We start from the raw sequence: 13233 nt of genomic DNA on the forward strand, positions 1-13233 counted from the left end.
ATCAGTCCGCCTCCAACCGCTGCCGCCGCTGTTGCCAGGCCAACCAATGTTGCCGCCATTGCCGGGCGGCGGCAGTGGCCGAAGGCTCCTCCGTTGCCGCCGCGTCCCGCTCCTCCACCGGCGCCAAGGGCTCTTCCACCCGACCCTCTACTTCGTCAAAGACCACGCCCATTACTGCTCTCCATCAAATTCGAGGCGGGCTTTGAGCGCTCCCGCCCGCCCCACCTCGGCCTTGAAACTGGCCGACCCCTGCAACCGGGCCTGCCCCCCCAAGGCAAAAACCGCCGGACTTTCGGTTCCCAAAGAGGCGGTACCCGTAGGTCGCATAAAATGATCCAGGCTGATTGCACCACCACCTCCAGCAGACGGCGTCCGCAGGCCGGCAAAAACATCGGATGGATCACGACTAGCGGCCAACATTGAAGGGGCGAAGTCCGGAGGTTGGTCTGCATCCAGTTCCAACAACACTGGGCCGGGAAAGCGCAGGTTATCGATACCGTTTTGAGCCGCAATTTCTCGGGCAGCGGCCGGGTTGCCTGCAACGGAGGCGATATCATCGACACCGCGGGGGGAATCTTCGTCGATCTGCACCTGGATACTGTCCCTCAAACTGCCAGACAACGAGCCGCCAATGCCCCTCGCCCGTCCTTTAGTGGAACCACCTTCGAACACTTTGTCCTGGCTGGCCATGGTCAGATTGACCGCCGCCCGCAGCGGCACCCCGTTGGATGAGAAAAAATCCAGGGTCTCCTTGTAGCTCTCCACCATGCCGCCGAAGGTGTAGAGGCCCCAGGAGAAATCCACCACCGGGGGAGTCTTTTTGCTGCGATCGGAACCGGTGGCCCGGGGCTCCATCAACTTGGCCACCTTGACCGTGTGGAGACGCACATCCTCGCCGGTATCGGTGGTGTCGAAGATCAGATCCATGGTCAATTTGCCGGTGCTGTCGCTGACATACTGTTTGCGGGAGTTGCCGGAACCGGTGTTCCTGAGATTATTGGTGATGGTGTACTGCAACGACTGGGGGTTGAAATGAACCATGAACTTCTCGCCGCCGTCGCGCCGTTTAAAGCTGGCCTTGACCAGGGTGTCGATATTGGGGCTAACGGACATTGCGGGCTCCTATAGCTGTTCAACCGCCGCGGGCGCACGGCTCAGTCCTTCATGGACCAGATGCAGCTCCTCGATCACCACCTCATTGTTGCTGGCATTGAGATCGGGTGCCTTGAACTTGACCGGAATCGCCTTGAGCAGGGTCCAGGAAAAGACCCCGGCCCCACCCTGATCAAAGAGGGTGATGGTGACATTGAGCCGCTGGGCGTAAGCCCCCTCTCCCCCCACCAGACTGAACCACTGCCAAAGATCGGCATTGCTGGTCAGGCCCCGCTTGAGGATCACGGTGCCGAAACTGATGGTCCCCATCCGTTGAGCCGCCCCCCAGTTGCGGCCACCCTCGCGGATGGTTTTGGGCTCCATGGTTACCTCCAGGCCGCTGCATTCGGAAAAGGCCCCCCTGCAAAGCACCACAGCGCCGCCGCCGGTCTCATCGGTCAGCATCGGATCATTGAACTCCACCTTGAAACGGAAGCCGGGTAAGGGATACTCGAAATGCTGGCTCATGCCGCCTCCACGCCCAGACTGGAGAGCGAAATCCGCCCTCCATCACCCATGGCCAGTTGAATACGCATGGTTTCAATGGCCGCCACCGGCCGGATGGTCACCTGGGCCACCACCCGACCGCTATCGATATCCTGCTGACTCATGGTGGAGCGATCGCAACGGACCAGAAAGGCTTCCCGGTCTCCCCCCCCGGCGGCCAAGGCCCCGGCATCCTGCATGGCGCGCAGCACATCGGAGAGCCGACTGCCGACCTGCCGCCAAAGATGTTCACCGGAGGAATCAAACACATACTCCTCCCCGACGGCCCTGGCAGCCCGCATCACCAGCCCAATGGTCCGGTTGATGGCGGCCTGGCGGTAAGTCGGCTCATTGCTGGTGGTGACATCGGAGAGCAGCCGCAACCCCTCCGGCGTGGGGCCAAACAGCGAGACCCGATCGTTCAGGGCGGCCTGGGGCGAAGCGCGCCACGGAGCCTGGGGGTTGAGCCCATGGAGCTGGGCCTGGTCCAGCCGGGGAAAAACCCCCACCAGCTCCTGGAGAGGGAGCGGAATGGCACTGCGAAAGGTGCCCCTGGTCAGGGCGTTGCGGGCCAACAACCCGGCCAGCACCCCCTCCGGCGGCTCCAGCGCCGCCGGCAGATCACCGGCATAGGCGGTTTTAAGCCAAGGGTAACCCAACTGGAGAAAGGCGCTGGCGATGCTGCAAGCCTCCCGGGCCAACTCGTCAAGCCCTTCGGCCCCGGCGGGGCAATCCCCCGCCGCCAGGGCCCCGCTCAGCCAGCCCTGCCGATGCAGGAAAGGCAGCAACCCGACGGCGGCCGCACTTTCCCGGTGCGGGACCGGCAGGGCCGCCAGCAGTTGCATCTCCCGGCGATGGTCGGCAAGCCAGCGGGTCGCCCGATGGACCACCGCCCGCCAGCGGTGATAATCCTGATCGTCGCAGACCGGCAACGGCAGACGCATCACCCGCCGCTCCCGGGCCGGCAAGGGCCCCGGCTCGGAGCAATTGGTAAATTCCGGCAAAGGGGGGGGCAACTCCGACGGCGGCGGATTTTCCTCCCTTAGGGAGCAAGCCAGTTCGGCCAAGTCGGGCAGGATGACAAAACTGACCCCCGGCAACCCGAAAAGATGGTGCAGGCCGTACCAGCTGCCCCGTTGCCCCGCCTGCCCCATTGCCAAGGGCACCAGCTGGCGGAGGGCGGCATCCCGCTCAGGCCGGGAGGCCCCGTAGGCCAAGGGTTCGCCGCAACTCACCACATAGCACTTGCGGCCCCCCTGGGCAAAAAATGAGCGCACCGCCGCCCCCAGGTAGGTGGCTCCCAAAGTGGCCTCATCATAGGGCCGCTGATCCCAGGCGAACAACTGGTCAAAGCGCTCCCAACTGGCCACCGGCACCGGCACCTGATAGAGCGACGGCGCTCCCCCCCGGGCCCCGGCCGCGGTGGCGGTGGGCCACCAGCCTTCCTGCTGCAGCCATTGGCGGAGATCAGCCGGCGGCTCAGCGTCGCGCACCTTGACCAGCCCGATGAAACAGGCCAGGTCGGCACGGTTGGCCGCCGCCGGGGCCGAGGAGGTCAGAACTTCAAAGCGCAGGCCTTTCATCAATCAGCCCCGGAATCAAGCCGCCTCAAAGGCCAGCCCTTCCGCCGACAGCACCAGTTCCTCCATCGCCACGTCACCGCCGCCTTTGGCGGCCAGGGTCGGACCGGTGTACTTCATCGGCACCACGTTGCGCAGGGTCCAGGACTCCACATCCTCACCCGCCTCATCGCGCAGGGTAATCACCACGCTACGCTGGGCCGCCGGGCCATCGGTCTGGGTCGCCTTGATCCAATCCCAAAGGTCCTGGGAGTTGACAATACCGCGCTTAAGGGTGACGTCGGAGACCTTGTGGATTCCGGCCACCTTGCGGACATGGTTCTCCTTGTCGTTGCCGTTGCGATACTCGGCCATGGTGATCTCGATCCCGAGACCGCTGACGTCGGAAAAGCCGCCCAGTGGACTTTCCGGGCCGTGGGGACCGTTGCTGATGTTGACAATAAAATTGAAGGCTCCGTAGGGGGTTATCCGTTCAGCCATGGCAATATTCTCCTTTTAATCAGTCGCGGGCGTCGGCGGTCTTCTGACCGATCCGGAAGATGACAAACTCGGCGGGTTTGAGTACCGCCACCCCAATCAGGCAGATCAACCGACCGTTGTCCAAGTCGTTCTGGGTCATGGTTGAACGGTCGCAACGAACGAAGTAAGCCTCCTCCGGGGTTTTACCCAGCAGATTGCCGGAACTCCATTCGTTATGCAGAAAGCTGGTGGCCGCCTCCCGGATATTGGCCCACAGCAGCGGGCCGTTGTTCTCAAACACCGCCCACTGGGTGCTGCGGTCGATGGAGTGCTCCAGGTAGAGGAAATAGCGGCGGGGGCCGATATACTTCCATTCCGGGTCGGAACTGGCGGTGCGGGCCCCCCAGACCCGGTAGCCTCGGCCGGGGAAGAAGCGCAGGCAGTTGACCCCCCGGGGATTGAGCAACTCCTGCTCGGCGTGACTGATGTTGCGCTCAAAACGCAGGGCGCCGCGGACAATCTCGTTGCCGGGGGATTTACTGACGCTGCGATTGACATCGTTGCGGGCGTAAATCCCACAAACGAAGCCGGAGGGCGGCAGGGCGATCTCCCTGGGGATGCTGGCGTCATCGGGTCGGGCCAGGGGATTGGCGGCCAGCACCCAGGGGTAATAGAGGGCGGCGTAACTGGAATCGATGACGCTCTTGTCGGTCAGCGCCTCCATGGGCAGGATGCCGCGGCGGGTATCCAGCACCGCGAACCGATAAGCTTTACGCGCTTCGGCGTGGGTCCGCAGGGCGTCCTGGATCCCGACCCGGTCGGCAAAGGAGGAACAGCCGGGGGCGGCGACAATGGAGATGTCGTCGATGCGGGCCAGGCCGTCCAGGGGGGCGGTGTAGGCGGCGACGGTGGGCTCGCCGCCATCGCTGCCGTCGGTCAGTTCCTGCCCATCCCCATCGATGCCCTCCAGGATCTCATAAAGCCGGAAGGGATTGACCCCGATCCCGAGCTCCAGGGCGAAGGCCAGCTCGAGCTGATCCACCAAACGGTCTGGAGTCGGATCGAGAACGGCGCCGATATAGCGGGGATGACCGGGGGCCAGGCCGAGGTTCTCATAAAAACTCTCGTTGCCGTCACCATCACGGATCAGCACATTGGCGGTGACGAAACTTTCATCGCCACCAAGAGTAGCGCCGAAGGTGTTGTCAGTGGCATCCTGAAAACCTGCTTCGCCCCGCACGTAGAGATCGTCGCCATCCACCAGCATGGTGCCCCGGGGGGCGCGGGCCAGGGCCAGGGCGGTGACCGTCGCCCGGGCCAGGGTGACGGTCACCCGACCGTTGCCCACCTGCCCCGGTGAGCGGGCGACAAAGCGGCAGTTGTTGGCGTTGTCGGCATCCTCGCCCAGATAACCGGTGCGGGCGATCCCGTCGCCGCCGCTGGCCGTGTAAACCCGGGCCATGAAGAGACGGGCGCCACCGTTGTCGAAGTAGTTGCGCACCCCATGGGCGATGTAGTTGATCGCCTCATCGGCGCCAAGGCGCAGGTTGCCGAAACCGCCATAGATGCGCTCAAAATCGCCGAAGCTGGTGATCAACACCGGAGCGCCGCTGGTGGGGCCCTTGCGGGTTGGGCCGACAAAGGCGGTGGTGCTGGTGCTGACACCCTCGATGGATTTGGCGCGAAAACTTGTCTCTTCGACATAGACGCCGGGGGCTAGGTATTCAGGCATGGCTCGTCTCCCTTTGACAGATCACGTTAAGTTGATGGCTACCTTTTCCATTTTTCCTGTGCTGAGTGTCAGCGGCATACTCAGGCGGCGATTGGCGGCGTGGTTGCTCTCCAGCAGATCGGGATCAACCGGCCAGGGATCGGTGTCGCCCAGGGAAAGCTCGAGCCGCACCGGCAAACTATTGACCACCACGGGGGCCTCATCATCGCCCCCGCCATCCTCTTCAGCGGCGAACTTGGTCAAGGGGACCCCCGGCACGATCACCAGGGCCTCGCCACGCTGGTCGGAAATGCCGCTGGCCAGCGTCGCCGAATCGGCTTCAGCGACGATCCTCAGCAGGGCTCCGCGCACCGGCGTCGCGGTGAGGGGATCATCGCCACGGCTCAGGGAGACCCGTACCGAGCTCCAATTGGGGGAGAGCCGGGCGGTGGCCGCTGGATAGATCGGCACCGTAAGCGGCCGAAAGAGGGAGTCTTCAGCCCGGGCGCCGACGGGATCGGGATCACGGGGCAGGTGCACGGAGACGGTGCGGGGCAGGTAACGGGCCAGGGGGTCACTGATCTCCACCAGGTAACCCCTGCTGCCCAGCGGCGGGCTGGCCGGGGGATGGGCAAAGGCGGCGGTGTGTTCTTCAAGGCCCTCAGCCCCGACAATCACGTGGTAACCCCGGGCGTTACGTCGCAGGATTAACTGGGCGGAACGGACCCGCAGCTCCCGCCCCACGGCCCCCCCCGTCACCCGGTCCACCAGGCACAAAGCCCCCAGGACCCTCTGTTCCAAGCGTTCATTCACGATGCTCGTTCTTCTCCTGGTATTGATAGCGGGTGGCCACCACCGGCAGCCCCTGGGGATCGGTGAGGGGATCGATGCGCACCACCCTGGCGATGTAGGAGAGGGAGAGACGATAATCGGGAGCCAAGGCGTCCCATATTCGCATCAAATCCTCATTGGAAAGTTCCGCCGGGATGATCTGGATCACGTCATCATGGCCCCAACCCCCTTCCCGGCTCAGGGAAGAGAGATCCATGATGGGATGTTCGTGGAGCTGCTGCATGGCCCACGCACAAATGGTCTGTTCGGCGGCGGCGCTCTCGGACCAAATGGTAAGTAGAAAATGGAGGTCCACCGACAACGGCGGCCGAACACCATTCCGCGATACGGGCTGGCCGCGGAGATGCTCATTGAGCAGAACCCGGTAGAGGTAGAGGGAAAGGGTGGTGCCGAAGTCGGCCCCGGCCTTCAATTCCCCCGAAGCCAGCACGCGAAAGTTGCAGGGATAGGCGTCCTGCATGGTGGTTGCGGCCGCTGAGCCGGGCAGCGGATGGGCCTCATAGGCCTGGTGCAGGAAGCGAATGAGGGAGTTGCACACGGAATGGATGCTGTTGATATTCGCCATGCCACCGACCAAAGGATAAAATCTGGATAAAAGGGCAACTGGATGCCGCCCCGGGGCCATTTCCTAACCGGTTGCATGGAACAACCGCCAAGAGGGGCGTCACTTGCATGTTGTAGTTAAGGCTACAGAGAGTTGTCAAGGTAAAAGGGGGAAATTTTTGGGGTACCGGCCGGCGAGAGAGAGTCATAAACGCCTGCATGCCTGGAGGAGCGTGGCTAAGATGTCTGCTTAAAAAGAAATTATCAAGCTATGATGTTTTTGGAAAGAATATCAGGATAATTCAAACGGTAATTCAACCACAAAACAGGCACCATGGGGTTCGTGGTCACGGACCCGAATGGCGCCGCCATGATCGGCCACCACAGTACCGGCAATGGCCAGACCCAAACCGGTACCCGATTTTTTGGTGGAGAAGTAGGGCTCGAACAAACGCAACTTATCCTCCTCTCGTATGCCAGGTCCATTGTCCTTGACTTCGATCAGAAACAGCTTACGCTCAAGGTCTCGGATCAGGTTCACACTTACCTTGCCACCCCTTTGCGGCACCACCGCCACCGCGTTGTCCACCAAATTAATCAACACCCGTTTCAACTGTTTGGGGTCGAAGAGAAAGGGGGGAGGTGTCTCCCCTTCCCGGGTAAAAGTGATCCCCTTGTGGCCCTCGCGATAGAGTACCAGCACTTCATCGACCATGGCGGCAAGATCGGCCATGGTTTTATGGATCGCGGGCATCCTGGCAAAACTGGAAAACTCGCCCACCAGCTTTTGCAGCTCCTCCACCTGATTGATGATGGTCTGGGTGCAAAGATCAAAAACCTCCCCCTCGTCGGCCAGTCTGGCAAGATAGCGTTTACGCAACCGCTGGGCGGAGAGCTGGATCGGGGTCAGGGGATTCTTGACCTCATGGGCGATGCGCCGGGCCACCTCTCGCCAGGCCGCCATCCGTTGAGCTTTTTCCAGGTCGCTGAGATTGTCGAACACCAGGACCACCCCCAAGGGACGCCCCTCCTCGTCGAAAAGACGAGTAAGGTTGACCCGCAGGGAATAGGTTTCATCACCCACCGTCAGTCGGAGTGGCAACTGGATGGAGTGTTTGCTCGATTGACTCAGTTCATGGAGAAAACCCTCCAGAATCTGGAGGTGCTGCCGGCGGAGAATGGCCCGGTAATGACGGCCGACGATCTGGGCCCGATCCACCTTGAGCAGCTCCTCGGCAAAGCGGTTGATGGTGATCACCCGTCCGGAATCATCCAACGAGATTACTCCGGCGGTCACGTTTTGCAGAATGGTCTCGGTGTAGCGCCGCCGCCGATCAAGCTCCTGCGTGGTCTCTTCAATCTGACGGCGACCGGTGAGCAGATCGCGGGTCATCTGGTTGAAGGAATCAACCAGCGAACCGATCTCATCGCCGGAATTTTTTTCGATAACGAAATCGAGATCACCGTCGGCCACCCGGCGGGTGGCCTCAGCCAGGCGACGAATGGGGCCGGTAAGTCCTCCGGCGATGTAAAAACCGAACCAGATGGCGCAGAACACGATCAGCAGGGTGACGATCAGCAGGGTCACCAGCAGGCTGGTCTTGAGGGGGGTCTTGAACATCAGCAGCTGACGGTAGCCCTCCAGCCCCGAGGAGATCCGCTCCAGACGCTGCAGACGCTCCTGGGGCAACAGGCGGGAAAGGGCCAACACCGCCATGCCGTCCTGACCCGGCCAGGCGATTGGGGTCAGACTGCGAATCAACTCCCCTTCCGGCAGGATTTGGCTTACCACCTGCCCGCTTTCCCCGACCAGGGCCCGGCGCAGATTTTCTCCCGGCAGTTCCGGAATCCTCAACCCGGCCAGCTCCGCTCGATAAACGGCGGCCAGCAAAACCCGCTCCGGGCTGACAAGCTCGATCCCTCCCAGACCATGACTCTCCAGCATATCCCGCAGAAAAATGTTACGCGCGCCCTCCTCGGTCAGGCGCGACTGTTCCGCCTGCAACCAGGCGGCAATCACCCCCCCCTCCCTAACCGTTTCGAGCTGGGCCTCCTGATACACCTCGCGGGCCACTGCCAGGGAGTCCTCCAGGGAGTGTTCGACATTGATGTTGAACCAGTAATCCATACTGGTGGAGATAAACTGCAGGGAGATCAGGAAAAGCAGCCCGGTGGGAATCATGGATAGCGAGACGAAGGCGACCACCAGTTTGGTCCGCAACCGGGCCCCCAGCACCCGCCGCCGCCGTTCAAAGACCAGCTCCGCCAGGTTGCGGAGCACCAGAAAGATAACCACCAGCAAAAGCAGGACATTGAGATTCAGCAGGATAAAGATTAAGAGATTGCCGCTGACCGGGAGCTCAACCTCACCCAAGCCGAAAATTTTGGTTTCCAGCCAGGTAAAAAGGCCAAACAGGGCCAGACACACCCCCACCACCCAGCGCAAACGGCGGCGGCGGCGCTGCCGATCCCGACGCGCCGCTTCGTCACCGGCTTTAGTGTGGCTGATGGTCTCCATATCTCTCGGCTTGCCCCCTCAAGGGTGGTTGGTCAGTAGTGAAACTCGATATCGTGCCAGGCGGTTTCAAAACTCCATAGCCGCCGCAGGGGCAGCAGCCGGTGAAAAGAGAGGGGCAAACCCTTTTCGGCCAGTTGCGCCCTGACCCGCAGGGTGTAGGCCTGCCCGGGGATCAACTCGGCCAGGGACAGCAGAGCCAGATCGTTGACCCGAGTCATCAGTTGTCGGGCCTCGGCCATGGTGGCCACCGTCTGAGCCCCCCCCCCCTTCCCCTCGCGAACCACGCGAAATTCGTTTTTCAGGGTGTCATAATGGAGGTGGTGGCTGAACTCGAGCCCCAATACCTGCAGATCCAGCCAGCCGGAGCGCTGCCGGTAGAGCTCGACAAAGAAGGTCAGGGTCAGGGGCAGACCGCTCTTCACCGCCTGCTCCATCTCGGGAGTAACCGCGTTTTTGACCCGGAAATAGAGCAACAGCTCATGGGCGGAGTTGGTAACCACCAGTTCCTCGATGCCGGCCTCGTCCGCGGCCCGGGCCCAAGGCGGCCACGCGCAGGCTAGAACCAGCAGCAGGGCCAGCGCCAGCCAATTCCTCAGCCCTCCCCCCATCATTGCCAAACCTTCAGGATCGCCTTGCGGGCACGTTCCAGGAGGGGGGGAAAGGTGGAGGGATCCATGGCGCTGACCAGAACCGCGTCGTAATCGGCGGCCTGATCCCGCAGCCACTCCCGATCAGCCACCAGGTCAATCTTGTTGAAAACGGTCAGGCGGGGCAGCCCGGAGAGATCCAGCTCCCGGAGCAGTTTTTCCACCACCCGGATATGTTCAGCCATCCGCGGATTACCGGCATCCACCACATGGATCAGGAGATCGGCCTCGCCCAGCTCCTCCAGGGTGGCCTTGAAAGCCTGCAGCAGTTCGGCGGGCAGATTGTTGATAAACCCCACGGTATCGGTGATGATCACCTCCATCTCCTCGGGGAAACGGAGACGGCGACTGGTGGGATCCAAGGTGGCGAAAAGTTTGTCCTCGGCCAAAATGTTGCTGCCGGTGAGAGCGTTAAGAAGTGTTGATTTGCCGGCATTGGTATAGCCCACCAGCGACAGCACCGGCACTTCCTTCTTACGGCGGCGCTCCCGGCGGCGATGCCGCTCATGGGCCACCTCCTTGAGTTTGGCGGTCAGCTTGGCCAGCCGATCCCGAATCCGGCGGCGATCCACCTCCAGCCGGGTCTCCCCCGGTCCCCGGCCCCCGATGCCGCCGGTGAGCCGGGAGAGGGCATCGTCACGGGTGCCCAAGCGGGGCATCATGTACTTGAGCTGGGCCATCTCCACCTGGAGCCTGCCTTCCCGGCTCAAGGCCCGGCGAGCGAAGATATCCAGAATCAGCTGAGTCCGGTCGATAACCCGCATTTCGGTATGATCGGTAATGGAGCGCACCTGGGAGGGGTTCAACTCCTGGTCGAAGATCAGGAGATTGGCGTTGAGCTGCAGGGCCTGCAACATGATCTCCCCCAGCTTGCCCCGCCCCAGAATCAGGCGGGGATTGATTTTATCCCGGCGCTGGATCACGGTGTCCAGCACCACCACTCCCGCCGAGGCGGCCAGCTCCGCCAGTTCATCCATCGACTCCCGGGCCTGGCGGAGGGAGGCGCTGGAAACGCTGACCAGAATGGCCCGATCCCGACCCAGATCGACTTCCCGGGTGGGCCGCAAGCGAGTGAATTCCCCCTCCAGAGAGGCGATCAGTTCCCGCAGATTGTCGGAAAGACGGGAGACCTGGGTCGGCGGCAACAAAAGCCAGGCCTGGCCGGCGGCATCCTGGTCGCTCCCCGGCGGGCGCGGATTGAGGTGGGCGCTGTGCAGCTTGCCCGGCCGGCCCTCACGATCAACCTCCAGGGCGCTCATCAGATCCAGACGCAGGAAGAGCAGGTCCATGAAGTCATCCTGGGTCAGCCCCTCGGCGGCCAAATGGGTATGCAGGCAGCGCAGCCCCCGCAGACGCCCCCCGGCGGCCCGGCTCTGCCCCAGGGCCGGGATCATGATCGAACGGTGATCCCCCACCAGAACCAGTTCCACCTGGCCGGCCCGGTCGATCATCAACCCAACCTGGCGACCGATCTCCCTGGAGATCGAGGCCAGGGAGCGGGCCAGCTCCGGGGTGGCGATCTGATCCGGTTCCAACCGGCGCCGGCCCAAACGCTCCAGCTCTTTCAACTGTGCCGGCTTCAAACCGGCGATATTACCGCTTAATGTTGCGATGACTCAAGGTCTCCCATTGTTTGGTAATGGCATGGCCCCGGACGAACCTGCCGGAACCACGACGACCACTACCCGGCCCCCCCTCGAGGTCAGCCAAGTTGGCATTCTAGCCGATCGGCCCGGTCTTTGGCAATCGGCAACCCTCTTTACAGCCGGCCACCAAAAAAACAGGCCCCGCACCATACGATGCGGGGCCTGGCCCACCACCAAATGGGGCGGGGCAACAAAATGGCGATTTACTTCTGCCCCGGCCTGGGCGGCCGATAACCATCGGAGAGGGTTTGCATGAAGGCGACCAGAGCCGCTTCTTCCGCGGCGGAGAGGCCGAGATTACCCAGTTCATCTTCGTTCATATTTTCCCAAACTTCCGGCTCAAGGGTGCCCGCGGCTATCATCGCGTCCCGTTGATTGTAGAACTCGACAACCTCGGCCAGGCTCTTGAAAACGCCATTGTGCATGAAAGCCTTGGTAAACCCAGGCCCCGGCCGTTTGTCGACATTGCGCAGGGTGGGGACCTTGTGCTTGCCGTAGCTTTCCGCCACCGCCACCTCCTTGTCCAGCCCCCTTGCGGCGAACCAGCTCTCCGGCAGGGTCGCCAGGAAGCCGGCCAGGCCGGGATCGACCCAATCCGCCCCTTCGGGGTTGATGGGTTGGCCGTCAACATAGACTATATCCATCTGGTAGAAGGGGTTGGCGGGATTGCGCGGCACCCCAAGGTTGTCATAGGTAAAATCGGTGAACAGGGGGGCGGGGTGACAGGCCGAACACATGGCCCGGTCACCGTTGAACAGTTCCCAGCCCTGGGCCTCCAGGGGGGTGAACTCCGCCATCCCCGCCATAACAAAATCAAACTTGGAATCGAAGGGACTGACCTCTTCCGAGCGCTCAAAGGCGGCAATGGCCAAAGCAAAATCTTTATAAGCTGTCAAGTTCCCATCATCATCATAGATGTTGCACATGATTGGTTTGCCGAAAGCCTCCTGATAAAGATAGGCATAATTCGCCTGGGCCACGATCAGACAGGCCGCTTCCTGACTGGGCAGATTATGCTCCACCGGATTAAGGAACGGCCCCATGGCCTGATCGGCCAAAGGATCACCGGTTACCCAGCCGGTGGCCCGGCCATCCCAGAACATTCCGCCGGCAAACATCCACTCTCCCGCCTCCTGATCATAAACATAATCAAAGATGGGACTGTCGCCGGCATAGGCGGCGGTGGGCGGTCGCCGGTTGCCGAAGCGCTGCTTCACCGCCCCGGGAACCACCGCTCCCTCCTTGTTGATGCCGGGAAACGGACTGGCAAAACCGCTGCTGCCCTTGTGGCATTCGGCACAGGACTGATTGGATGGGCTCGACATGGAGCGATCGAAGTAGAGCGCTTTGCCCAGGGCCTCCTGGGGTGTCTGGCCGGCCATCGCCGACAACGCCCCCAACATGGTTACCGGCAAAAACAGCAGAGACTTGCAGATAATCTTTTTCATCGGATTCTTCCTCCATTAAAGGTGGTTAGGAGTGCGAGTCGTCATCTTCGAGCCTGACTCAAAATAGCTTGATAACGATATTCCGCACAGCAATTAGACAAAAGCCAATGACCTTTTATAGGAGTTGAATCCACAGCCTGTCAATTCAAAAAAATGTCAGGAAAAGTTGTATTGCTGCGCGTGACACCACC

At 61.8% G+C, this 13233-nt stretch carries 12 protein-coding genes; all 12 read right to left on the minus strand.

Annotation, left to right across the window (positions count from 1 at the left end):
• Position 1: 1 nt before the first annotated feature.
• Entirely contained in the window at positions 2–172 is a 171-nt protein-coding gene (locus ACHHRT_RS01180) for a hypothetical protein (protein ID WP_395496846.1), read from the minus strand.
• Positions 172–1113 (minus strand): CIS tube protein, encoded by a 942-nt coding sequence (locus ACHHRT_RS01185; RefSeq protein WP_395496848.1) that lies wholly within the window; start codon positions 1111–1113, stop codon positions 172–174. Before ACHHRT_RS01185 ends, ACHHRT_RS01180 begins: the two co-directional genes overlap by 1 nt.
• A 9-nt stretch (positions 1114–1122) precedes the next feature.
• Positions 1123–1620 carry a phage tail protein gene (locus ACHHRT_RS01190; protein WP_395496850.1) on the minus strand — a complete coding sequence of 166 codons (498 nt, stop codon included), beginning with the start codon at positions 1618–1620 and terminating at the stop codon, positions 1123–1125.
• A complete protein-coding gene (locus ACHHRT_RS01195; RefSeq protein ID WP_395496852.1) occupies positions 1617–3221 on the minus strand; it encodes a phage tail sheath protein in 1605 nt (534 codons plus the stop codon). Before ACHHRT_RS01195 ends, ACHHRT_RS01190 begins: the two co-directional genes overlap by 4 nt.
• A gap of 15 nt (positions 3222–3236) precedes the next feature.
• Positions 3237–3698 (minus strand): phage tail protein, encoded by a 462-nt coding sequence (locus ACHHRT_RS01200; protein ID WP_395496854.1) that lies wholly within the window; start codon positions 3696–3698, stop codon positions 3237–3239.
• Positions 3699–3717: 19 nt separating this feature from the next.
• Positions 3718–5409 carry a phage tail sheath family protein gene (locus ACHHRT_RS01205; protein ID WP_395496856.1) on the minus strand — a complete coding sequence of 564 codons (1692 nt, stop codon included), beginning with the start codon at positions 5407–5409 and terminating at the stop codon, positions 3718–3720.
• Between the two features lie 21 nt (positions 5410–5430).
• Complete coding sequence (locus ACHHRT_RS01210; protein WP_395496858.1) at positions 5431–6201, minus strand: hypothetical protein; 771 nt, start codon at positions 6199–6201, stop codon at positions 5431–5433.
• Positions 6194–6805, minus strand: a complete 612-nt coding sequence (locus ACHHRT_RS01215; RefSeq protein ID WP_395496859.1) for a Pvc16 family protein — start codon at positions 6803–6805, stop codon at positions 6194–6196. The genes ACHHRT_RS01210 and ACHHRT_RS01215 overlap by 8 nt, the downstream gene beginning before the upstream one ends.
• A gap of 270 nt (positions 6806–7075) precedes the next feature.
• Positions 7076–9301 (minus strand): sensor histidine kinase, encoded by a 2226-nt coding sequence (locus ACHHRT_RS01220; protein WP_395496861.1) that lies wholly within the window; start codon positions 9299–9301, stop codon positions 7076–7078.
• 32 nt (positions 9302–9333) lie between these two features.
• Complete coding sequence (locus ACHHRT_RS01225; protein ID WP_395496863.1) at positions 9334–9909, minus strand: DUF4390 domain-containing protein; 576 nt, start codon at positions 9907–9909, stop codon at positions 9334–9336.
• Positions 9909–11516 (minus strand): GTPase HflX, encoded by a 1608-nt coding sequence (gene hflX / locus ACHHRT_RS01230; protein WP_395496865.1) that lies wholly within the window; start codon positions 11514–11516, stop codon positions 9909–9911. Before hflX ends, ACHHRT_RS01225 begins: the two co-directional genes overlap by 1 nt.
• A 281-nt stretch (positions 11517–11797) precedes the next feature.
• Positions 11798–13042, minus strand: a complete 1245-nt coding sequence (locus tag ACHHRT_RS01235; protein WP_395496867.1) for a cytochrome-c peroxidase — start codon at positions 13040–13042, stop codon at positions 11798–11800.
• Positions 13043–13233: the final 191 nt, after the last annotated feature.

It is taken from the genome of Desulfurivibrio modestus, from assembly GCF_044068625.1.
GTDB lineage: Bacteria > Desulfobacterota > Desulfobulbia > Desulfobulbales > Desulfurivibrionaceae > Desulfurivibrio.